The organism is Rhodococcus sp. S3, assembly GCF_058211795.1.
In genome coordinates this window covers 418,297-440,871 of record NZ_CM177074.1, presented here as the reverse complement: position 1 = coordinate 440,871, position 22,575 = coordinate 418,297, and the positions used below count along the sequence as shown (strand labels likewise).

Here is a 22,575-nt window from a genome sequence, read left to right as displayed (position 1 = left end):
CTTTTCCAAGTCTACGAACACAGAAGCTGCGACCGGGTGTCAGTCAACCACGTTCTGGGCACGCGCAACAGTAGGAATGGGCACAAACGTGCCAATTCCCTGATCTTGTTCATGTCTCGGTAGCATTACCCACGGGTAGCTGTTGCTGCCATGTTACGGGAGTCCACTGCGGCCCCACTCGTCCCGGACCCGGGTCTCCCGCATCCGACACGGCCTCCCCGTATCCGGCACACTTCTATCCACAGACGTTTCCGACAGACACCTCGTCCCACCCAGCGGAGTACTGCGTGACCGGCTCGCCCTTCCTCCACAGCGGCGACGCCACCGCCCCCACCTACGGTCGCGAGCTGCTCGACCGTCTCCTCGCCGGAACCCCGACGGGCGAGTCACCGCTGACCCACGTCGCGGAGATCCCGGCCCGGCCCGCCCACCACAGCGACTGGCCGCAATGGGCGCACGAGGAGGTCGTCCGGGCCTTCCGCGCACAGGGTGTCGAGCGTCCCTGGCACCACCAGGCGAGCGCCGCCGACATCGCGGCCGGCGGGGAGAACGTGGTGGTGTCCACCGGAACCGCATCGGGCAAGTCGATCGCCTACCAACTGCCCGTCCTGAGCGCGCTCGCCGACGACCCGCACGCCACCGCCCTGTACCTGTCGCCCACCAAGGCCCTCGGCGCCGACCAGCTGCGCGCGGTCACCGAACTGACCTCCGACATCGACGCGTTGTCGTCCGTGTGCGCGTGCGCCTACGACGGCGACACCTCCACCGAGATCCGCCAGTGGACGCGCCGGCACTCGCGCTGGATCTTCACCAATCCCGACATGCTGCACCTGTCACTGCTGCCCGCCCACGCGCGATGGGCCCGGCTGTGGCGGCACCTGCGGTACGTCGTCGTCGACGAATGCCACTCCTATCGAGGCGTGTTCGGCTCGCACGTCGCACTGATCCTGCGTCGGCTCCGGCGCGTGGCCCGCCGGTACGGCGCCGACCCCGTCTTCGTCCTCGCCTCCGCGACGACCGCCGAACCGGGGGCAGCGGCGTCCCGCCTCATCGGGGCACCCTGCCGCGAGGTCACCGAGGACGGTTCACCGCACGGCCCCCGCACGGTCGCGATGTGGGAACCGCCCCTGCTGCGCGAACTCACGGGTGAACACGGCGCACCGGTGCGACGGGCCGCCGGCACCGAGGCCGCGCGTCTTCTCGCCGACCTCGTCGTCGAAGGTGCCCGCACCCTGGCGTTCGTGCGGTCGCGTCACGGCGCCGAGCTCACGGCCATGGGTGCACGCCGGCTTCTCGCCGAGGCGGCACCCGATCTCGTCGACCGGGTGGCGGCCTACCGGGCGGGCTACCTCGCCGAGGATCGGCGCGATCTCGAGGCCGCTCTGTCCGACGGTCGTCTGCTCGGCGTCGCCAGCACCAACGCCCTCGAACTGGGAGTGGACATCGCCGGTCTGGACGCGGTGATCGTCGCCGGATTCCCGGGCACGGTCGCGTCCTTCCGTCAGCAGGGCGGTCGCGCGGGTCGCCGCGGGCAGGGTTCGCTCGTCGTGCTGGTCGCCCGGGACGATCCGCTCGACACCTACCTCGTGCACCATCCGGAGGCACTGCTCGACCGGCCGGTCGAGGCGACGGTCACCGACCCGAACAATCCGTACGTGCTCGGACCCCAACTCCTCTGCGCCGCATCGGAACTACCGCTCAGCGACGCCGAGGTCGAGGAGTTCGGCGCGCTCGACGTCCTCACGGCCCTCGCGGAGCAGGGACTGATCCGGCGCCGGCCGCACGGCTGGTTCGTCACCCCGGGAACGCAACCGCACGGCGAGGTCGAGATCCGCGGCGGGATCGGCCACCAGGTCTCGATCGTGGAGGGCGACACCGGTCGCATGCTCGGCACCGTCGACGCCGCCCGCGCGCCCGCGACCGTCCATCCCGGAGCGGTGCACCTGCACCAGGGCGAAACCTTCGTCGTCGACGAGTTGTATCTCGAGGACGGCATCGCCCTCGTGCACGCCGAGGACCCGGAATGGTCGACGAGTGCACGCGAGATCACCGACATCTGCTGCGTCTCCGTCGACGAACACCGCGAGTTCGGGCCCGTCACGGTCGCGTCCGTGGGCGTCGAGGTGACGCACCGGGTGGTCGGCTATCTGCGCCGACTGCCGTCCGGGGAGGTGCTCGACCAGATCCCGCTCGACATGCCGGAGCACACGCTCGACACCCGCGCGGTGATGTACACGATCGACCCCGACCTGCTCGACCGGATCGGCGTGACCCCCGATCGCGTGCCCGGCGCACTTCACGCCGCCGAGCACGCCGCGATCGGTCTGCTCCCCCTGCTCGCGACGTGCGATCGCGGCGACATCGGCGGTGTCTCCACCGATCTGCACCCCGACACCGGGCTGCCCACCGTCTTCGTCTACGACGGACAGCCCGGCGGTGCCGGATTCGCCGAACGCGGATACCACCGGATCACCAAGTGGCTCACCGCGACCCGCGATGCGGTCGCGGCCTGTGAGTGCGCCGCCGGATGCCCCTCGTGCGTGTACTCCCCCAAGTGCGGGAACGGCAACGATCCGCTCGACAAGGCCGGGGCGGTCGCCGTCCTCGATGCCGTCCTCGCTGCGATCGGAGGATGACGCCGGCTCAGGCCACCGGCGCGACGCCGACTCAGGCCACCGGCGCGACGCCGAATCAGGCCACCGGCGCGCCGCCGGCCTCGGCCCGTTCGGCGGCCAGCAGCGCGGCACGCTCCTCGCGCCGCCGCGCCTGCTCGGCCGGATCCGGGACGGGAACGGCCGCCAGCAGCCGCTTGGTGTACGGATCGGACGGCGAGCGCAGGATGCGATCGGTCCGGTCGAACTCCACGAGCTTGCCGGCCCGCATCACCGCGATACGACGTGCGAGCACCTCCACGACGGCAAGGTCGTGGCTGATGAACAAGCATGCGAAGCCGTATTCGCGCTGCAATTCCTGGAACAGCTCGAGCACCTTGGCCTGCACCGAGACGTCGAGCGCCGACGTCGGTTCGTCCGCCACCAGCAGTGTCGGTTCGAGAGCCAGCGCCCGGGCGATACCCACGCGCTGACGCTGCCCGCCGGAAAGCTGATGCGGGTAGCGGTTGCGCATGTCTCGCGGCAGCTGAACCTGGTCGAGCAGTTCCTCGACCTTCTTGTCGCGCTGGGTGCGGTCCATTTCGGTGTGCAGCAGCATCGGCTCGCCGATGGACTGTCCGATGGGCCAGCGCGGGTTCAGCGACGAACCCGGATCCTGGAACACGATGCCGACCTTGCGACGCACCGGGCGCAGATCGCGTGTCGACATCTTCGTGATGTCGGTGCCTGCCACGGACAGCGAGCCGGAGTGCAGCTTGAGCAATCCCACTACGGCCTTGCCGATCGTCGACTTGCCCGAACCCGACTCTCCGACGAGTCCCACGACCTCACCGGGCTCGATGTTGAGGCTGACGCCGTCGACCGCCCGGAAGCCGCTGTTGCGACGCGCCCCGGGGTACTCGATCACGCCGTCGACGATTTCGAGTGCGTACCGCACGTCCGGAGTGTCGTCGGTTCCGGCCTCGCCGACTCGCGAGCCGAGGTGGGGCACCGACGCCAGCAGTTCACGGGTGTAGGCGTGCTCCGGCTTGTTGAAGACCTTGTCCGACGTCCCCTGCTCGACGATGACACCGTTGCGCATGACGAGGATGCGGTCGGCCATGTCGGCGACAACACCCATGTCGTGCGTGATGAGCACGATCGCGGCGTCCACGCGTTCGCGCAGATCCCGCATTAGCTGCAGGATCTCGGCCTGCACTGTGACGTCGAGCGCGGTGGTGGGCTCGTCGGCGATGAGCACCGCCGGTTCGGAGGCCAGGGCCTGCGCGATCATCGCCCGTTGGCGCTGACCGCCGGAAAGCTGATGCGGGTAGTACTTGACCCGCTTCTCCGGTTCGGGCATATCCACGAGACGGAGCAGCTCGATCACACGCTCCTTGGCCTGCGCCTTGGTCATGTCCGAGTGCGAGCGAATGGCCTCGGTGATCTGCCACCCGATCGTGTAGACGGGGTTCAGAGCCGTCATGGGCTCCTGGAAGATCACGGCAATATCCTTGCCGCGCACCGAGTTCAGTTCACGTTCCGACAGACCGACGAGTTCACGACCGTCGAGAGTGATGCTGCCGCGGACTCGGCTGTTGTCGGCGAGCAGACCCGGTACGGCCATGGCCGTCGTCGATTTACCCGATCCGGATTCGCCGACGATCGCCAGGATCTCGCCCCGCGCCACCTCGAACGAGACGTCGCGTACGGCTGTTCTCCAGGTCTTGTCCACCTCGAAGTCGATGGTCAGACCGGAGACTCCGAGGATTGCGCGGTCGGTCGTGGTCTCGTCGATCGTGTCGACACTCATTGCGTCAGCTCCGTTTCGGGTCGAGCGCATCTCGCAGCGCATCACCCATGAGAATGAAGGCCAGCACGGTCACCGACAGGAACGCGGCCGGGAACAGCACCAGGTGCGGCGACGTCGAGATGTAGTTCTGGCCCAGGTTGATCTGCAGGCCCCACGACATGGCGGGCATTTGCAGGCCGATACCGAGGTACGACAGTGCCGATTCCGCGGCAATGAACGTACCGACGGCGATGGTGGCGTAGACCAGAACAGGGGTCAGCGCGTTCGGCAGAATGTGCCGGACCAGGATGCGGAAGGTCGAGGCTCCCAGCACCTGGGCGGCCTGAACGTACTCGCTCTCCTTTATGGCGATAACCGACGAGCGCACCAGGCGCATCGCGGTCATCCAGCCGAAGGTGATCAGTGCCAGCGCCACGGTCCAGATGGTTCGCTCGGACGTCACCGTCAGCAGCACCAGCGCGCCGAGCAAGAGCGGGATGCCGAAGAAGATGTCGGTGAAACGGGCGAGCACGCTGTCGAGGGTGCCACCGAAATAGCCGGCGAGCGCACCGATCAGCACACCGACGATCAGGACACCGATGACTGCGAGGAGGCCGATGCTCAGGGAGACGCGGGCACCGTAGATCACGTTGGCGTAGTAGTCGCAGCCCTGAAGATCCGTTCCGAACCAGTGCTGTGCACTCGGTGGTCGGCGGCTGTCGGACAGGTTGCACGCCCGAGGGTCGATGCCGCGGGCGAACAACTGCGGCACCAACGCCATCATCACCAGGACGGCGGTGATGATGGCGCCGAACCAGAAGAACACACTGCGGCGCAACTTCTTCCACGCGTTGCCCCACAAGCTCGCCTGGCCGACCAGTTGGACGGCTTCGCCCGTCATGACATTGCCCGGCTCGCCCTCCTCCACGGCATGCGTACGGGCGGCCTCGGCATTTTTGGAATCCATACCACTACTCGTATCTGATCCGGGGGTCGAGGAATGCGTACAGCACGTCCACGACGAGGTTGAAGAAGATGTAGAAGAAGACCATCAGCGTGACGATGCCGACGACGACCGCACCTTCCTGGTTCTGTACAGCGTCGAAGATTGCGCGGCCCAGTCCGGGAATGTTGAACACCGATTCGGTGATGATCGCGCCGCCCAGCAGCGCGCCGATATCGGCGCCGATGAAGGTCACCACGGGTATCAAGCTGTTACGCAGCGCATGCCGGACCACGATGCGGCGATACCCGACGCCCTTGGCCCGCGCGGTGCGAATGTAATCGGCGGCCATCGACTCCGACACCGCGGTGCGAGTCAGCCGGGCAACGTATGCCATCGACAGCGACGCGAGCACCAGGCCCGGGAGCAGGAAGCTGTACCAGCCGTTGTTGATACCGGCGATCGGGAACAGACCCAGCTTGTATCCGAGAACGTACTGGGAGACGAAGCCGAGGACGAACACCGGCACCGACACCAGCAGTGTCGACGAGACGAGCACCAGGTTGTCGAAGAAGGAATTGCGGCGCAGAGCGGCGAGCACACCGGCCGTGATGCCGATGACGACCTCGAAGGCGACGGCCACCGCCGTCAGCTGCATGGTGACCGGCAGTCGCTGCGCGATGGTGTCCAGCACCGGCCTTCCGGAGAAGTCGGAACCGAAGTCGCCCTGCAGAAGTCCGCCGACGTACTTGATGTACTGGACGAAGAACGGATCGTCGAGGTTGTACTGGGCGCGAAGCTGCGCCATGACCGCGGGCGCGAGCGGGCGATCACCCGCGAGCGCGCGAATCGGGTCGCCCGGAAGGGCGTACACCATCGCAAAGATCAGAAAAGAGGCGCCGATCAGGACCGGAATGGTCAGCAGCAATCGGCGCGTGATGAAGCGACCCACTGGGTTCTCCTATACGGAACAGAACGTCCTACACAGTGGTGGGGTGCCTCGCTTGTGCGAAACACCCCACCACTTGTCACTCAGTTGACCGTGACGTCTTCGACCACGATGTCACCGAATGCATCGATCTTCACGTTGCTCACGCGGTCGCTCGTAACGGCCTGGTTGAGACCGTAGAAGAGCGGCGTGGCAGGCAGGTCGCGGAACAGGATGTCCTCGGCCTTCTGGTACTCCGTCGTGGCAGCCTCGAGCGAGTCGGCGTTGTTACCGGCCGACAGGGCCGCGTCGAACTCCGGGTTGCTGTAGAAGCTCATATTCGAACCACCGGGCGGCAGTGCCGCCGTGCTGTAAACCGGCGCGAGGAAGTTGTACAGCGACGGGTAGTCCATGATCCAGCCCATGCGGAACGGACCGGTCATGCCCTTCTCGTCCTGCAGCGGCAGGTACTGAGCGAACTGCAGATCTCCGCGCAGCACGTACTCGATACCGAGGTTGGTACGGATCTGGTTGCCGATCGCGGTCATCCAGGTGTCGTGCCCGCCACCGGCGTTGAACCACAGGTCAACCGGCTGGCTGCGATCGAAACCGGCCTCGTCGAGAAGCTTGTTGGCCTGCTCGACGTTCACCTCGCACTTGGCGCCGCAGGCGTCCTCGCGGTACCCATCGACAACGGGAGATGCGAACGACCCGGCCGGGGTACGAGTGTTGGTGAAGATGGCCTCGGTGATGGCGCCGCGATCGATAGCCATGGAGAAGGCTTCACGGACACGCGGATCCGAGAAGCGCGGGTCATAGGTGGGGAACCCCAACGCGGTGATGTCGGGGCGAGAACGCTCGACGTAACGATCACCGAACTGATCGCGAGCGGTGGCCCACGCGTCCGGCGGCAGGTCCAGCATCACGTCGAGGCCACCGGCCTGGACGTCCGTGTAAGCGGTGGCCAGTTCGGTGTAGACCTTGAACTGCACGCCGTCCGACTGAGCGGCATTCTCACCGGCGTAGTCGTCGTACTTGGTCACGGTGAAGCCCTGGCCGTCGATGAAGTCCTCGTCGGCCTTGAACGGCCCGTTGCCGATCGGACGCCGGCCGAAGCCCTCGGGATCGGAGAAGAAGGCTTCGGGCAGCGGCATGAACGCCGAGTAACCGAGCGTGATCGGGTAGATCGCGAAGGGCTCCTTCAGCTCGACCGAGATGGTCGAGTCGTCCACTGCCTTCAGGCCGGACATGGCGGTCGCGGCGGGCTCGCCGCCCTCTGCGGCCTGCAGATCGTCGTAGCCCTTCACGTTCTCGAAGAAGTACGACGCGCCGTATGCGTTGGTGCTCAGCGCGGTGTAGTTCCAGGCGTCGACGTAGGACTTGGCATTGACGGGAGTCCCGTCGTGGAACGTCCAGTCCGGCTTCAGCTTGATGGTCCAGTTGACCTGGTCCTCGGACTCGACCGATTCGGCGACGCCGGTGTACTCGACCTAGCTGGTCTGGTCGTTGTAGTTCACCAAGGGCGTGAACAGCGCCTTGAGGACCTGGTTGCCCTCACTCTCGGTGGTGTTGCCGGGAACCAGGGGGTTCTCGGGTTGATTGATGTACAGGCTGTAGACGCCCTCGGCACCGGAAGCGCTGCTGCCCCCACATGCCGCGAGCAGGCCGGCAGCCACGAAGCCTGCCGACACGGCCGCGATTACGCGCTTGACCCTCAAGATCGATCCTTCCTCAGTTCCTGCGGGACGGGGTCGCCGTCCGCGCAGGCCGCGATGGTCCGCGGTGTCGGTGTGGGCCACAGTGCGAATCGATGTGCAGCCCGGAATGTCGGAGGACTCTAGACACACTTCGAGAGTCCGTCACGCGGCGTCCCCGATCGGGGGACCGGAAAAGAACGAACGAAATACCTTCGTAATCGGACAGGAACACGCGTCGCCTGCCGGATACGTCGATGCGAAAGGGTTCCGACCACGGAACCGACCCTCATCCCCGCACTACATCCGCTCCCGCACCCCTTACCGCTGCCCGACCGGGAACCGGAATTGCTTCGTCCACCACCACTGTGTCCACAATCGTCTATGACGACCGTCACACATAATAAGCACAGGTAAGCAACGAGCGCGAATCCGCTGGATACGGCCACGAGCGACCCGCGACCGACCTCATCGGGCAGGACCGGCTCGCGCGACGGCCGTCGCCTCCTTCCCGCCGAAGAGGGACGACACCGCAGCGGCGACCTCGACTACCGCGTCCCACTCGTCGATCTCGCAGCGCCGCAATCGCACTCGCATCCGCGTGGTGACCACCTCGCTCGCCTCGCACGCCTGCACGACCCCGCGGTCCAGCGCCGAGGCGACCGCCACCGCCGCCAGGTCGGCCGCCGCCTGCGCACGATGACGTGCGACGACGACCGACCCGACGTGCAGCAACGTGGCCGTGATCGCGATGAGGCCGGCCATCACGGCACAGCCGATCACACTCGCGCTCCCGTCGTCACCGAGGAGGGACGGGCCCGACCTCATCGCGTTCCTTCCGGCTCGCGCACCGCCACCGCCTCGGCCGTGAGGGTCAGCAAGGGGAGCAGCGGGCTCTCCGCGGTCACGACCGCCACGATCAGATCCCCCTCCTCGCGTACCGTAACGCGTGCGTCCGGAGGCGCGACTCGCGTGGCCACATCGACCGCCCTCGCCTGGTCTCCCCGCGCGGCGAGGCGGGCGGCTTCACGCGCGGCGTCATGACACCTCACCTGGTACGCGATGCCCAGCACCGCACCGAGGCACAACACGAGCACCGTGACCAGGCTTGCGACGGCGAGAGCCGCCTCGACGGTGACTCCTCCTTCGTCCTTGCGGACGAAGTCGCGTAACCAGCGTCGTCCGAGCACCTTTCGCATGTGTCGGCGTCATACCGCCGTGTTCAGGGCACGCTCGACGATGCCCGTCAGCGCGGAGACTATCGAGTCGCCGGTCACCACCGTGTACAGCACCGCCCCGAAGGCCGCCGCCGCGATGGTCCCGATCGCATATTCCGCCGTCGACATGCCGTCGTCCTGCACGACGAGCGCTCCGAGACGACCACGCAAGCCACGTGAGAGCCCTGCGTCCGGTGTTCGTTTCCCCATCTTCCGTCCCTCCCATCCGTGCGGCGCGGACCGTCCGCGCCGACGTTCACATCAGCCCGGCACCCAGGACGTCCCGTGCCAGGCCGACGACGACCGGCACGATGCCCAGGCACACGAAAGCGGGCAGAAAGCACAGACCGAGCGGCCCGCTCACGAGCACTCCCGCCCGATCGATCTCGGCGGCGACCCGATCCTCCGTCTCGGCGCGCTGCCGGACCGCGAGTTCGGCAACGGTGTCCGACAGGGGTGCACCGGATTTCGCCGATCGACGCGCCGCGCGGGCGAAGTCGTCCAGCGCGTCGACTGCTCCCGACCCTCCCCACGCGTCGGCCGGATCGGCTCCGAGCGCCAGTCGGTCGGCGCCTCTCCGCAGTGCTGCTGCGAGGTCGGGTGGAGCGGACTCCGCGACGACCCGCGCCGCAGAGCCGGCGGGCATCCCCGCGCGCAGGCACGCCGCGAAGAGATCGAAGGCGGCTGGAAGTGCGTGCGGGTCGGTCTCGGGCGCAGACGTATCCGAAGGAGCAGCAACGGATCTCGTGGAAGACAAGCGGGTCGCTCCGCGAGGCATCGGTGCGACGACGAGCGAGGCCGCTCCCAGCAGCACCGCCCACGTCGCGCTCATGTCCCCACCCGTGCTGCGATCCGGTCCGTCCACAGCAGACCCGCACAGACCAGCGCCGTGCCGACCACGAGCATGACGCCGCCGAGCCCACCGGCGAGAAGGATGCCGAGCGGGGCAGCACCCATGAGCTGCCCGAGACCCACCCCGAGCACCGGCAGTCCCGCCAGGACCGTCGCCGTGGCGCGCGCGCCGGCGAGCCCGGCCTCCGTGCGGGCGCGGATCCGCATACGGGCGGCCAGATCGACGCGCGCGGCTCCGAGCAGTTCGGCGAGCGCGAGACCGTGGTGGTCGGAGACCGCCCACGCGTCGGCGACACGGCCCAGACTGTCGGCGACACCCTCACCGCCCGACGATGCTGCGGCCGATCGCAATCCGTGTGCTGCCGACCCACCGAGGCGCGCCCGGGCCGCAGCGACCCGGAAGGCACCGGCGACGGGCCCGGCCGTCTCCCCGGCCGCCGTCTCACACGCGTCGGCGGGATGCGTCCCCACCCGCAGATCGGCGATCACGGTGTCGAGTCCCGACAGCAACATCCGTCGTTGCCGATCGAGCTCCGCAGCGCGACGACGCGATCGGCGACGCCACACCGCGGTCGTGGCGACGGTCGCGCCGGCCAGGGCCGGCGTGATCCCCACCCACACCACCACCGTCGCGAGCACGATGACCGCCACCCCGGCGACGAGGGCGCGCGGTATCGGGCGCGGCGTCGCGTCGGGCACCCCGCGTCGCAGTCGGCGCCGGGCGGAGGACGAGGGCAGGACGAACAGCGCCGCCGCGAGGCACAGGAGCGTCGCGTTCACGGTGTGTCCCGTCGACGCAGGATCCGCTCGAGGGCATCCATGCCGTGCTCGTCGCCCTTGTCGTGGGTCCACGCGGGTGTGACGATCACGCCCGCGACGGGGTCCCGCTCGACCACACCGATCCCCACGAGACGGCGCACTCCGTCGCTGCCCCGGTGGACGTGCAGGATCACCTGCACCGCTGCGACGAGCTGGCTGTGCAGCGCCGCCCGGTCGAGACCGCCGAGCGCGGCGAGGGCCTCGAGTCGCGCGGGCACCTCGTCGGGCGAATTGGCGTGCACGGTCCCGGCACCACCGTCGTGACCCGTGTTCAGCGCGGTCAGGAGATCGACGACCTCGGCGCCTCTCACCTCGCCGATGACGATGCGGTCCGGGCGCATCCGCAGCGCCTGCCGCACGAGATCGCGGACGGTGACCTCGCCGACGCCCTCCACGTTGGGTGCCCGTGCCACGAGGCGCACCACGTGCGGGTGGGCCGGGACCAGTTCGGCGGCGTCCTCGACACAGACGATGCGTTCGGTCGGGTCCACCGCGCCGAGCAGCGCCGCGAGCATCGTCGTCTTGCCCGCACCCGTACCGCCCACGACGAGGAAGGCCAGGCGCGCGCGGACGATGCGGAGCAGCAACCGGTAGGCGGCCTCGGAGATCGCACCGCGATCCCGCAGCGACTCGAGCCCCTGGGTCGCGGGTCGCAGCACCCGCAGCGACAGGCACGTCCCGGCCTGCGCGACCGGGGAGAGCACCGCGTGCAATCGGACGCCGAACTCACCGTGCCCGGGCAGTCTGCCGTCGACCCACATCTGGGCGTCGTCGAGTCGACGCCCGGCGAACAGTGCCAGTCGCTGCGCGAGCCGTCTGACCGCTGCCTCGTCGGGGAAGGTGACCTCGGTGAGGTGCAGCCCGTTGCCGCGATCCACCCAGACACGGTCGGGAGCGGTGACGAGCACGTCGGTCACCGCCGGGTCTGCCAGCAGATCCTCGAGCGGACCCGCGCCGGTCAGTTCGGTCTGCAGATGTCGCAGTGCCGCAAGCAGATCGGAGTCCCCGAGCACTCCCCCGGATTCCGCGCGCAGGGCCGCAGCGACGCGGGCCGACGTGAGCTCACCGGTCTCGTCGGCCAGCCGGTCGCGGACCCGCGCGAGGAGGTCGTCCCCGAGGATCCCGGTCATGCCGCACGTCCCGGGCCGTCGCGGTCGGCCCCGACGGCCGCCAGCACGTCGTGCGCCGCACCGAGCAACGGTGAGCGCGGCCGCAGCCGCAGCCCTCCACGTTCGAGCATCTCGGTCAGGCCCGGCTCGGGACGCATCGAGGTGAGCACCTCCAGGCCCACGGCGTCGGCCACGTCGACGGCCCGCAGGCCGCCCGGTGCAGGTCCGCGGACGACGACTCCGGCCGGCTCGCCCCGCGCCGCGAGCGTGCGGGCGACCCGGGCAGCGGAGAGCACCGCGCCGATCCGGGCCGGCACGACGACGACGGTGAGGTCGGCCAGTGCGATCACCACGTCGGCGACGGGGTCGAAACTGCGTCCCACATCGCAGACGACGGTGGCTCCCGCTCCGCGCACCCCGTCGACGACGGATTCTGCGGCGACGGGGGTGAGTCGTTCGTTGTTCTCGCGGTCGGTGGACAGCACGCCCACCCCGGATGCCCAGACGGGCACGGCGTCGCGCAGGGCACGCGCGGAGACCCGTCCGCCGTCGACGGTGAGACCGGACCACCGCACTCCGGGACGCTCCTCGAGACCGGTGAGGACGTCGAGTCCCGCGCCGAACGGATCGGCGTCGACGAGCAGGGTGTCGCGGCGTTCGTCGTGCCCCGCGGCCCAGGCCAGCGCGGCGGCGAAGGTCGACGCGCCCGCTCCCCCACATCCTCCGACGATCGCGAGGACGGTGCCGGTACCGGTGGAGGGTTCGTCGGCGGACGCGACGATCGAGAGCAGTTCCACCTCCTCGGACGGGAGGGCGAGGACGTGTTCGGCGCCGACGGTCGCGGCGGCCTGCCAGTCCGCCAGTCCGGCCGTTTCGCTGCACACGAGGATCACGCCGGGGCGGCGGGGATATCCGGCCGCACATGCCGCTGCTGCGGACGCGTCGACGACGACGATCGCCGCGTCCGTCCACGCCCTGCGGGGCACCGGCACGGACATCTCGTGCAGTGTGCGGTCGGCCGCCGCGACCACGCGACGGAGGTCGGCGAGCAGCGCGGGATCGTCGACCAGTCCGAGGATGTCGTTCATGTCCGACAGGCTGCCCGGCTGCGAAGTCGTGAGTGTCGCGGAAACGGCCTCGGAAGCCACGTCTGTGGATGGATCGGGGGCCTGTGGACAACCCGGCCGTACACACCCTCGTCGTACCTGTGCGCAGGTCGGCGGGTGTAGAAGACAGTACGAAGACGTGTGGGAAAGGCCCTCATACAAAGCGACAGCCCTCGCCAGGGGGGAGGAGGCGAGGGCCGTCTGTGTTCAGCCCCGGGGGGTCGGGCTGAACACAACCCGAGTATCGACTCGGGCATTCGCGATAGTACACCGTTAGGCGTGACTGCTTGCAACTTCAAACACCGGCGCGGCGCGCCCCTATTGTGGTGATCGTGACCGACACGTCCGTGAACCCGTCCCGACCGGCCCCGTCGACGGGGGGCTCACCGGACTCGGCTCGCATCGCAGCGTTCTTCGATCTCGACAAGACCGTCATCGCCAAGTCGAGCGTGCTGGCGTTCACCCGGCCGTTCTTCGAGGAGGGTCTCCTCAGCCGCCGGGCCGTGCTGCAGAGCACCTACGCCCAGCTGCTCTACCTGTTGTCGGCGGCCGATCAGGCCCGGGTGGACCGGATGCGCGAACACATCGCGCACATGTGCAAGGGATGGGATGTCGAGCAGGTCGGATCGATCGTCGAGAAGACCCTGCAGGACGTCGTGACACCGCTCGTCTACGCGGAGGCGAAGGACCTGATCGCCGATCATCGGGCCCGCGGTCACGACGTGATCATCGTGTCCGCGTCGGGCCAGGAGGTGGTGACTCCGATCGCCCGGACACTCGGTGCCTCCCACAGCACGGGGAGCCGGATGCGGATCGTCGACGGCCGGTACGCCGGCGAGCTCGAGTTCTACTGCTTCGGGGAGGCGAAGGCGGTCGCGATCCGCGAGCTCGCCGAGCAGTACGGCTACGACCTCTCCCGCAGCTACGCGTACTCCGATTCGGCCACCGACCTGCCGATGTTGCTCGAGGTCGGCAATCCGCGCGCGGTCAACCCCGACCGCCCACTGCGCCGAGCGGCGACCGAAAACGGTTGGCCCGTGCTCACTTTCGCTCGTCCGGTACCGCTCGGACGTCGCGCCCGTCCGTCGCCGCGTGCCCTGGCGACGCTCGCCGCCACCCTCGGCGCGACCGCACTGATACTGGGTGCCACCCGTCGACTGGCCAAGCGCCGGATACGTTGACACTCAGGGTCACTCGCCGCGAGATCGAAAACGGAGCATTGCCGCGGGGGGCTTGCCGACATCTCGCGGACGGGGTAGAAAGGAGTTACGGAAGGACGGAAGGCCAAGACCGAATCGGAAGAGAAGATTCGATCTCCCGACTGTTCTTCCCAGCACGGACACCGAGTACCCACGCGAAGCCGATGCCACTATAAGGGCACGAGTGTTGTGGGCCTGCGAGTTCCGGATTTTCGAAGACGAGTTCCCCGCACCCGTTGCGAGGACGAATCGACGATACCCGGATCATCGCCGAGGCCGTTGAATCACAACCCATTTCAGCACGCATGGTAACTCGGACCGCCCGTGCTAGCGGGTGGCGGAATCGATCTCGATCGATATGCCACCCGCTTTCGCGTGCAGGGGGTTTCGCGCCTCGGACTCGGTTCGGCCGGCGAAGCCCCACCCGGCACTCAGCCGGCGAACGCCTCGGCGATCGAGCCGGCCTCACGAGCCCCGGCCTCGAGCGACCCGCAGCAGAAGAGCACCCAGCCGCCGACGCCCTCCACGGTTCCCGCCCCGAATCCGGCGACCCCGTCGCGGTAGGCCTGCAGCCGGCGCATCCAGTGGACCTCGGGTACGCCCAGATTGCGCGTGTCGAGTCCGGACGCGACGCACACGAGCCGGGACGCGGCCCGCGCGACGATGCCGTCGGCGACACCGAAGGGCTTCAGAACGGACAGTTCACCGTGCACGACCGCCGCGAGAACCGGCGCCGGCGCGTTCGTCCCGCCGGTGACGAGTTGCGCGAGCCCGTCGAGACGCTCGGCGACCCCCGGTTCCGTCCGCGGACGACCCAGTTCCTCGGCGTCCTCCACCAGATCCGCGGCGGCGAGCAGGTGCAGGCGGGCGAGCGCCTGCAGCGGGGCACGTCGCCACGTCGCGACCATGTTGCCGAGCGCGTCACCGTCGAGCGTCTGCGCGACCCGCAGCGCTCCGGCCAGGATCGGGTCGCCGCTCTCCCCCGGCTGCGGAAGTTCCGTCGACCCGCCGTCGATCGACGCCGAGGCGCGGGCGGCCCGCACCGACGCCTCCGCGGCGGTGTTCGCCCAGCCACGCCGATTGGTTCGATGACGATGCACCTCTGCGAGCGCGTCGCGGGCACGGTCGGCGGCGTCGCGTACGCCCGGAAGGTCGACGAGAGGCTGAAGAGGGTCGGTCACGTCGACGACGGTACCGGCGCGGATGCGGTGGACGGACGAGAGGTTCACCGGTCGCGTCCGAATGCCGTTCGTCGCGCGAATTCGACCGATGAGCGAAAGTGACGGGGTTGCATATCGATGCAACGGTGCGGCGCCGGTCACAGATGATTACGCTCACAAGAGCCCGAATGGAACCATCCCGGAAAGAGGCCCCGCATCATGACGAGCGCAGCCCAGGAGCACGAATCGAAGGCGTACCCGCCGAGCCCGGAGTTCACCGCCACGGCCAACGCCGGTCCGGAACTGCAGGCCGCGGCCGACGCCGATCGGCTCGGATTCTGGGACGAGCAGGCGAAACGACTCGACTGGGCGGAGCCCTGGACGGAAGTGCTCGACTGGTCGAACGCTCCGTTCGCGAAGTGGTTCGTCGGCGGCAAGCTCAACGTCGCCTACAACTGCGTCGACCGGCACGTCGAGGCCGGTAACGGCGATCGGGTCGCCATCCACTTCGAGGGCGAGCCCGGCGACAGCCGGTCGCTGACCTACAACGACCTCCTCGCCGAGGTCTCCCGCGCTGCGAACACCTTCACCGAGCTCGGCCTCGTCGCCGGCGATCGCGTCGCGATCTACATGCCGATGATCCCCGAGGCCATCGTCACCATGCTCGCGTGCGCGCGCCTCGGCCTGACCCATTCGGTGGTCTTCGGAGGCTTCTCGTCGTCGGCACTGCGCTCGCGCATCGACGACGCGCAGGCCAAGCTGCTCGTCACGGTCGACGGCCAGTGGCGCCGCGGCCAGGCCGCACCACTCAAGACCGCCGCCGACGAGGCCGTCGCCGACGCGAAGTCGATCGAGCACGTGCTGGTCGTCGCGCGCACGGGCATCGACGTCGAGTGGACCGAGGGACGCGACCTCTGGTGGCACGAGACCGTCGAGAAGGCGTCGCCGGAGCACGAGGCGCAGCCGTTCGACTCCGAGCACCCACTGTTCATCCTGTACACCTCGGGCACCACGGGTAAGCCCAAGGGCATCATCCACACCTCGGGTGGCTACCTGACCCAGGCGTCGTACACGCATCACTACGTCTTCGACCACAAGCCGGGCAAGGACGTCTACTGGTGCACCGCCGACATCGGCTGGGTCACCGGTCACAGCTACATCGTCTACGGACCGCTGAGCAACGGCGTCACGCAGGTCGTCTACGAGGGCACCCCCAACTCGCCGAACGAGCACCGGCACTTCGAGATCATCGAGAAGTACGGGGTGTCGATCTACTACACCGCCCCGACGCTGATCCGCACGTTCATGAAGTGGGGTCGCGAGATCCCCGACGCCCACGATCTGTCGTCGATCCGTCTGCTCGGCAGCGTCGGCGAGCCGATCAATCCGGAGGCGTGGCGGTGGTACCGCGAGGTCATCGGCGCGGATTCGGCACCGATCGTCGACACCTGGTGGCAGACCGAGACCGGCGCGATCATGATCTCGCCGTTGCCCGGCATCACGGCCACCAAGCCCGGCTCCGCGATGGCGCCGCTGCCCGGCATCTCGGCGAAGATCGTCGACGACGAGGCCAAGCCGCTCGGCGCGGGCGGTAACGGCTACCTGGTGCTCGATCAGCCGTGGCCGGCGATGCTGCGCGGCATCTGGGGCGACGACCAGCGTTACCGCGAGACCTACTGGTCGCGCTACGAGGATCAGGGCTGGTACTTCGCCGGCGACGGTGCGCGTTACGACGACGACGGAGCGCTGTGGGTGCTCGGCCGCGTCGACGACGTCATGAACGTCTCGGGCCACCGCATCTCCACCTCGGAGGTCGAGTCGGCGCTCGTGTCGCACCCGTCCATCGCCGAGGCCGCGGTCGTCGGCGCGGCGGACGAGACCACCGGTCAGGGCATCGTCGCGTTCGTGATCCTGCGCGAGCACGTCGAGAACACCGGCGACACGCTCATCAAGGAACTGCGCGATCACGTCGCGGTGGAGATCTCCCCGATCGCCAAGCCACGCCAGATCACGGTGGTGCCGGAGCTGCCGAAGACCCGCTCGGGCAAGATCATGCGCCGCCTGCTGCGCGACGTCGCCGAGGGTCGCGAGCTCGGCGACACCTCGACGCTCGTCGATCCGGCCGTCTTCGACGCCATCCGCGGCAAGTAGTCCCGAACGATGCGAAAGGCCCCTTCCGGATCGGCGGTTTCAAGGGGTCGACGCAACACCGCTGTTAGTTGGTGGTGATTAGATCACGCAGACGCTCGGCTGGAGTATCCCAGCCGAGCGTTTTGCGTGGCCGGCCGTTGAGCTCCTGGGCGACGTGCTCGAGGTCCGCCGGGCTGTAGACACTCAGATCGGTGCCCTTGGGGAAATACTGCCGCAGCAGTCCGTTGGTGTTCTCGTTGGTGCCGCGCTGCCAGGGGCTGGCCGGGTCACAGAAGTAGACGGCCATATCGGCAGCGATACCGAACTGCTTGTGCCGGGCCATCTCGGCGCCTTGATCCCAGGTCAGCGAGCCACGAAGATGGGCGGGCAGGTCTTTCATCGCGGCGATGAGCGCGTCCCGCACGGATTCGGCGTCGTGCCCGTTCGGCAGGTGCAGCAGCATCGTGTAGCGGGTGGTGCGTTCGACGAGGGTGCCGATCGCGGTCTTGTTCAGCTCACCGGTGATCAAATCGCCTTCCCAGTGCCCGGGCACCGCACGGTCGGCGACCTCGGCGGGCCGGTCACTGATCATCACCATCGGATCGGTGAATCGCTGATACCGCTGACCGTCCGCGCGGTGCGGTTTACGTCTCGCCCGTCCGGTCCGAAGTGACTGTTGTACTTGCTTTTTGAGGCCGCCTCGGGCTTGGAAGTAGAGGGCTTGGTAGATCGTTTCGTGGCTCACCCGCATACTTTCGTCGTCGGGATGATCCCGGCGTAGACGGTGCGAGATCTGCTCCGGTGACAACTTCCGGGACAGGCCTTCCTCGACCGCTGCCCGCAGGACCGTGTTCACCACCAGTTTGGACTGCTTGGGCCGCGCCCGGGCCGTGGCGGCGGCTCGATCGGCCTGATACGGCAGGTAGCTGCCCTCGATGCTGTGCCGACGAATCTCCCGCGAGACGGTCGAGACGTTCTTGCCGATCCGAGCGGCGATGGTTCGCAGCGAATCCTCGACGAGCAGGCCGTCGGCGATCGCGATCCGGTCCTCGGTCGACAGATACCGGTCGCTGATCGCCGGCCGTCCGCTGCCCTCACAGGTCACACTGGTCACAGACTGTGTGTAGACGGTTCCGTGGTGGTAGTCCACCACCCGCCCATCGGGATGGATCCGCTTATTGTTCGAGCGCCGGATTCCCTGCCGCCAGTCCCGTGCGGTGCGTTCGTTGACCCCGACCTCACGGGCTGCTCGTCTGGCCGACCAGCCCGCTGCGATCAACTCCAGGCAACGACGCTTGGCTTCGAGTTTGCCCTTCGGTGAGATTTTCTCCCTGCCGACCAGTCCCTCGTCCACCAGGATCCGGCGGGCCACCGAGTGCGCGACCTTCGATGCCTTCGCCGCCCGATTGATCGACCCGGTCTCGTTGTAGACAGACACGATCAGCGCACGGTCGGCGGTGCCGGCCGGGCCACGGGATCTACCCGCCGGCCGGTCGATGGCCCTCAAGATCGCGTAGCACCGCTGCCGGGGCAGCCCGATCGCGGCCGCGGCCTCCTTGACCGGAATCCCGGCATCGATCAGTCGTGCCAGTTGGTTACCGAACCGGTCGCAGTCCTCCGTGAACGACATGATCGTCGCAACCTCTCGTTGAGAGTGTTGCGACGATCATGTGAACCCGCCATCGATCCGGGAGGGGCCTTTCGCGGTCGGTACGACTGACTACACCTCGTCGAGCGACCGGTCGCGCGTCTCCTTGACGACGAGCAGCGCCACGAAGGTCGTCGCCGCGGCGATGAGCAGGTAGATGCCCACCCAGCCGACGCCGTAGCTCGTGGCGAGCCAGGTCGCGATGAACGGGGCGACGGCGGCACCGAGGATGCTCGAGACGTTGTAGGAGATCCCGGAGCCGGTGTAGCGGACGTTCGTCGGGAACAGCTCGGGCAGGATCGCGCTCTGCGGCCCGAAGGTCAGACCCATGAGCAGCATGCCGACGATGAGGAAGAACAGCATGCGGCCGGAGCTCATGCCGTCGCTCGACAGCAGGAACTGGAAGCACAGGCCGAACACCATGATCGCGCCCGTGACGACGAGCAGGGTCGAGCGGCGTCCGTAGCGGTCGGCGAGCCATCCGGCGAGGGGCACGGCCGCGGCGAAGAACAGCACCGCGACCAGCTGCAGCACGAGGAAGTCCGAGTACTGGAATCCGGCGCCGTGGCCGCCTTCGGCGGGGGTCCTGCCCGTTCCGAAGCTCAGGACCCAGGTGGTCATGATGTAGAAGAGCGTGTACGTCGCGAGCATGACGAAGGTGCCGATGATCAGCTGCCGCCAGCTGGTCTTGAACACCTCGGCGAGAGGCGTCTTGACCTTCTTGCCCTCGGCGACGGCCTTGGCGAAGACCGGCGTCTCCTCGAGCTTGAGCCGGACGTACAGACCGATGATCACCATGATGGCGCTGAGCAGGAACGGGATGCGCCAGCCCCATTCGAGGAAGGCGCTCGACAGGTCGGGATCACCGTTGTCGTGGCCGAGCGTCAACGTGATGATCAGGAACAGGCCGTTGGCGCCGATGAAGCCGATGGGTGCGCCGAGCTGCGGCCACATCGCCGCCCAGGCGCGCTTGCCGGGTTCGGCCGTCTCGGTGGCGAGCAGCGCCGCCCCCGACCACTCCCCACCGAGACCCAGACCCTGGCAGAAGCGCATGAGCGCCAGCAAGGCCGGTGCGATGAGTCCGGCCTGGTGGTAGGTCGGCAGCAGGCCGATGAGGAAGGTCGCGATGCCCATCGTCAGGAGTGAGCCGACGAGGGTGACCTTGCGGCCGATGCGGTCGCCGAAGTGTCCGAAGAGGACGGATCCGACCGGGCGGGCGACGAAGGCGATACCGAAGGTCGCGAGGGAGGCGAGCAGCGCGGTCGTGCTGTTGCCCTGCGGGAAGAACAGGTGCGGGAAGACCGAGACGGCGGCTGTCGCATAGATGTAGAAGTCGTAGAACTCGATGGACGTGCCGACCATGCTGGCGACGACGATGCGCCGGCGAGGAACGCCTGCGACGAGCGAGGAACCCCCGTCCTCCACTCCGACCGATGTGCTCACTGAACCATCCCCATTACTCCACTCACATTCTGAGACCGAATCCCATTTACTAGGAAAAGTGAACACCCGAGTTTCCGCCCACCGCAAATCGGACACTCCTACGGACGCCCTCCGTCCGGCGTTAGACTCTTCCCCGGTGTGCCGGGAAGTCTGGTCGGCGACGGTTCGCCCGTGCCCGTATCCGCCCAGCGAAAGACGCCCGTGTCCGACACTTCCTCCGTTACCTGGACCAGTTCCCTGAACCGCTATCTCCGCGCCGAGACGGTCGGCGGTTCACTGCTGCTCATCGCCGCGGCGATCGCGCTGATCTGGATCAACTCCCCCTTCGGCGACTCCTACACCGCCTTGCGCGACTTCGAGATCGGGCCGGAGTTCCTCCATCTGCACCTGTCGCTCGGGACGTGGGCGAAGGACGGACTGCTCGCCGTCTTCTTCTTCGTCGCCGGCCTCGAGCTCAAGCGCGAACTGGTCATCGGTGAACTCGCCGACCGCAGGAAGGCGATCCTTCCGGTCATCGCGGCCTGCGGCGGTGTGCTGCTGCCGGCCCTCATCGCCGCCGCCGTGGGTTGGGGAACCCCCGGCATGGACCGGGGCTGGGCGATCCCGGTCGCAACCGACATCGCCTTCGCTCTCGGCGTGCTCGCACTCACCGGTTCGCGCATCCCCACCAGCGCCCGGGTCTTCCTGCTGAGCCTGGCCGTCGTCGACGACCTGATCGGCATCGCACTCATCGCGATCCTGTTCACCTCCGGCCTCGCGCTCGGCTGGATGGTCGCCACGGTGGCTGCGGCAGCGGCGTACTGGTTCGCGCAGAAGCAACGCATCACCACCCCGTTGCTGTACGTGCCGCTCGCGCTGTTCACCTGGTACGCGATGCACAGCGCCGGCATCCACGCGACCGTCGCCGGGGTCCTTCTGGGCCTGCTCACCCGCGTCCGCACCGATCCCGGGGAGGACTACGGGCCCGCCGAGCGACTCGCCCACCGCCTCCAGCCGTGGTCGGCAGGTCTGTGCGTCCCCATCTTCGCGTTGTTCGCCTCGGGTGTTCCCATCGGCGCCGAGATGCTCGGCAACGTCTTCACCGAGCCCGTCGGCCTCGCCATCGTCCTCGGTCTGCTCGTCGGCAAGACCGTCGGCATCTTCGGCAGCACGTGGGTGGCCATCCGCTTCCGGGTCGCGACGAAACCGACCGGGCTGCAGTGGGGCGACGTCTTCGCCCTCGCCGTGCTCGGCGCGATCGGATTCACCGTGAGTCTGCTGATCACCGAGTTGTCGCTGACCGGAGACTCCGCCGAGATCGCCAAGGCCGCCGTGCTGGTGACATCATTGATCGCCTCTCTCCTCGGGTCGGCGCTACTGTTACGGCGTGGGCGCGCCCACCGCCAACGGAACGAACCAACCGAAGGGGTCGAGTAGTGAGCGTGACGAACGCGAATCGTCCGGAGAACGGAGTCCCGTCGAGCATCTCGGGCATCCCGTTGACGAAGGTGGACGCTCCGACACCCCGCGATGCCAGTGTGGGCGAACTGGTACGCGACGCCGCGACGCAGCTGTCCACGCTGTTCCGCGCCGAAGTCCAGCTCGCCAAGGCCGAGGTGACCGGTGAGGTCAAGAAGGGCGTGCAGGGCAGCCTGTTCTTCATCCTCGCGCTCGCCGTGCTGACCTTCAGTTCGTTCTTCTTCTTCTTCTTTCTCGCCGAACTCCTCGACGTCTGGGTGGCGCGCTGGCTCGCCTTCCTCATCGTCTTCCTGATCATGCTGGTGGTGACGGGCCTGCTGGCCCTGATCGGCTACATGCGGGTCCGCAAGTTGCGCGCGCCCAACAAGACCATCGACTCGCTCAAGCAGACCGCGTCGATCCTTCCGAGCAGCCAGGACGGACACGACGCCGACGGCCCGCGCCACGCCGCGCCGCGTCACGCCACCCGCTGACGAACCGGAACCG

The 22,575-nt window shown here is 68.0% G+C and carries 18 protein-coding genes and 1 pseudogene; 5 read left to right on the top strand and 14 right to left on the bottom strand.

Features of this window, described 5'->3' with window-relative positions:
• The first annotated feature begins 287 nt into the window (after window positions 1-287).
• Window positions 288-2,636, top strand: a complete 2,349-nt coding sequence (locus AC0LPE_RS02055) for a DEAD/DEAH box helicase (protein ID WP_160876039.1) — start codon at window positions 288-290, stop codon at window positions 2,634-2,636.
• A 55-nt stretch (window positions 2,637-2,691) separates the two neighbouring features.
• Here AC0LPE_RS02055 and AC0LPE_RS02050 read toward each other — a convergent pair whose 3' ends face one another.
• The 11 genes and pseudogenes from AC0LPE_RS02050 to ssd all read right to left on the bottom strand — a co-directional run bounded on the left by AC0LPE_RS02050 (window position 2,692) and on the right by ssd (window position 13,033).
• A complete protein-coding gene (locus AC0LPE_RS02050) occupies window positions 2,692-4,404 on the bottom strand; it encodes an ABC transporter ATP-binding protein (protein WP_490605510.1) in 1,713 nt (570 codons plus the stop codon).
• Between the two features lie 4 nt (window positions 4,405-4,408).
• Window positions 4,409-5,350: an ABC transporter permease gene (locus AC0LPE_RS02045; protein ID WP_378528916.1), complete on the bottom strand. Its 942-nt coding sequence runs from the start codon at window positions 5,348-5,350 to the stop codon at window positions 4,409-4,411.
• Window positions 5,351-5,354: 4 nt separating this feature from the next.
• On the bottom strand, window positions 5,355-6,278 hold the full coding sequence (locus AC0LPE_RS02040; RefSeq protein ID WP_378528917.1) for an ABC transporter permease: 924 nt from the start codon (window positions 6,276-6,278) through the stop codon (window positions 5,355-5,357).
• 80 nt (window positions 6,279-6,358) lie between these two features.
• Window positions 6,359-7,972, bottom strand: a pseudogene (locus AC0LPE_RS02035) (peptide ABC transporter substrate-binding protein).
• A gap of 444 nt (window positions 7,973-8,416) precedes the next feature.
• Window positions 8,417-8,776 (bottom strand): Rv3654c family TadE-like protein, encoded by a 360-nt coding sequence (locus AC0LPE_RS02030; RefSeq protein ID WP_145690960.1) that lies wholly within the window; start codon window positions 8,774-8,776, stop codon window positions 8,417-8,419.
• A complete protein-coding gene (locus AC0LPE_RS02025; RefSeq protein ID WP_088898786.1) occupies window positions 8,773-9,147 on the bottom strand; it encodes a TadE family type IV pilus minor pilin in 375 nt (124 codons plus the stop codon). The genes AC0LPE_RS02030 and AC0LPE_RS02025 overlap by 4 nt, the downstream gene beginning before the upstream one ends.
• A gap of 9 nt (window positions 9,148-9,156) precedes the next feature.
• Window positions 9,157-9,375, bottom strand: coding sequence for a DUF4244 domain-containing protein (locus tag AC0LPE_RS02020; protein ID WP_490605509.1), 219 nt, complete (start codon window positions 9,373-9,375; stop codon window positions 9,157-9,159).
• 46 nt (window positions 9,376-9,421) lie between these two features.
• Window positions 9,422-9,997, bottom strand: coding sequence for a type II secretion system F family protein (locus AC0LPE_RS02015; RefSeq protein WP_301847879.1), 576 nt, complete (start codon window positions 9,995-9,997; stop codon window positions 9,422-9,424).
• Window positions 9,994-10,797 carry a type II secretion system F family protein gene (locus AC0LPE_RS02010; protein ID WP_088898789.1) on the bottom strand — a complete coding sequence of 268 codons (804 nt, stop codon included), beginning with the start codon at window positions 10,795-10,797 and terminating at the stop codon, window positions 9,994-9,996. The genes AC0LPE_RS02015 and AC0LPE_RS02010 overlap by 4 nt, the downstream gene beginning before the upstream one ends.
• On the bottom strand, window positions 10,794-11,966 hold the full coding sequence (locus tag AC0LPE_RS02005; protein WP_088898790.1) for a TadA family conjugal transfer-associated ATPase: 1,173 nt from the start codon (window positions 11,964-11,966) through the stop codon (window positions 10,794-10,796). The genes AC0LPE_RS02010 and AC0LPE_RS02005 overlap by 4 nt, the downstream gene beginning before the upstream one ends.
• Window positions 11,963-13,033, bottom strand: coding sequence for a septum site-determining protein Ssd (gene ssd / locus AC0LPE_RS02000; RefSeq protein WP_423660774.1), 1,071 nt, complete (start codon window positions 13,031-13,033; stop codon window positions 11,963-11,965). The genes AC0LPE_RS02005 and ssd overlap by 4 nt, the downstream gene beginning before the upstream one ends.
• A 344-nt stretch (window positions 13,034-13,377) precedes the next feature.
• Here ssd and AC0LPE_RS01995 point away from each other — a divergent pair, with 344 nt between their 5' ends.
• Window positions 13,378-14,232, top strand: coding sequence for an HAD family hydrolase (locus AC0LPE_RS01995; RefSeq protein WP_390889739.1), 855 nt, complete (start codon window positions 13,378-13,380; stop codon window positions 14,230-14,232).
• A gap of 449 nt (window positions 14,233-14,681) precedes the next feature.
• Here AC0LPE_RS01995 and AC0LPE_RS01990 read toward each other — a convergent pair whose 3' ends face one another.
• Window positions 14,682-15,431 (bottom strand): Fic family protein, encoded by a 750-nt coding sequence (locus tag AC0LPE_RS01990; RefSeq protein ID WP_172414998.1) that lies wholly within the window; start codon window positions 15,429-15,431, stop codon window positions 14,682-14,684.
• Between the two features lie 198 nt (window positions 15,432-15,629).
• On the opposite strand from AC0LPE_RS01990, the gene acs reads away from it, so the two are divergent.
• The gene (gene acs, locus AC0LPE_RS01985; RefSeq protein ID WP_016693237.1) at window positions 15,630-17,561 is read left to right on the top strand and encodes an acetate--CoA ligase; all 1,932 of its coding nucleotides are present in this window, start codon (window positions 15,630-15,632) and stop codon (window positions 17,559-17,561) included.
• A 64-nt stretch (window positions 17,562-17,625) separates the two neighbouring features.
• On the opposite strand, the gene AC0LPE_RS01980 is transcribed toward acs, so the two are convergent.
• Together AC0LPE_RS01980 and AC0LPE_RS01975 are read right to left on the bottom strand one after the other, a co-directional pair.
• Complete coding sequence (locus tag AC0LPE_RS01980) at window positions 17,626-18,816, bottom strand: IS30 family transposase (protein ID WP_248690839.1); 1,191 nt, start codon at window positions 18,814-18,816, stop codon at window positions 17,626-17,628.
• A gap of 444 nt (window positions 18,817-19,260) precedes the next feature.
• Window positions 19,261-20,631, bottom strand: a complete 1,371-nt coding sequence (locus tag AC0LPE_RS01975) for an MFS transporter (RefSeq protein WP_490605508.1) — start codon at window positions 20,629-20,631, stop codon at window positions 19,261-19,263.
• A 201-nt stretch (window positions 20,632-20,832) separates the two neighbouring features.
• Between AC0LPE_RS01975 and nhaA the strand changes: the two genes are divergently transcribed.
• Both nhaA and AC0LPE_RS01965 read left to right on the top strand, forming a co-directional pair.
• Window positions 20,833-22,047: a Na+/H+ antiporter NhaA gene (gene nhaA, locus AC0LPE_RS01970; RefSeq protein ID WP_026061359.1), complete on the top strand. Its 1,215-nt coding sequence runs from the start codon at window positions 20,833-20,835 to the stop codon at window positions 22,045-22,047.
• Entirely contained in the window at window positions 22,047-22,562 is a 516-nt protein-coding gene (locus AC0LPE_RS01965; protein ID WP_016693234.1) for a phage holin family protein, read from the top strand. Before nhaA ends, AC0LPE_RS01965 begins: the two co-directional genes overlap by 1 nt.
• Window positions 22,563-22,575: the final 13 nt, after the last annotated feature.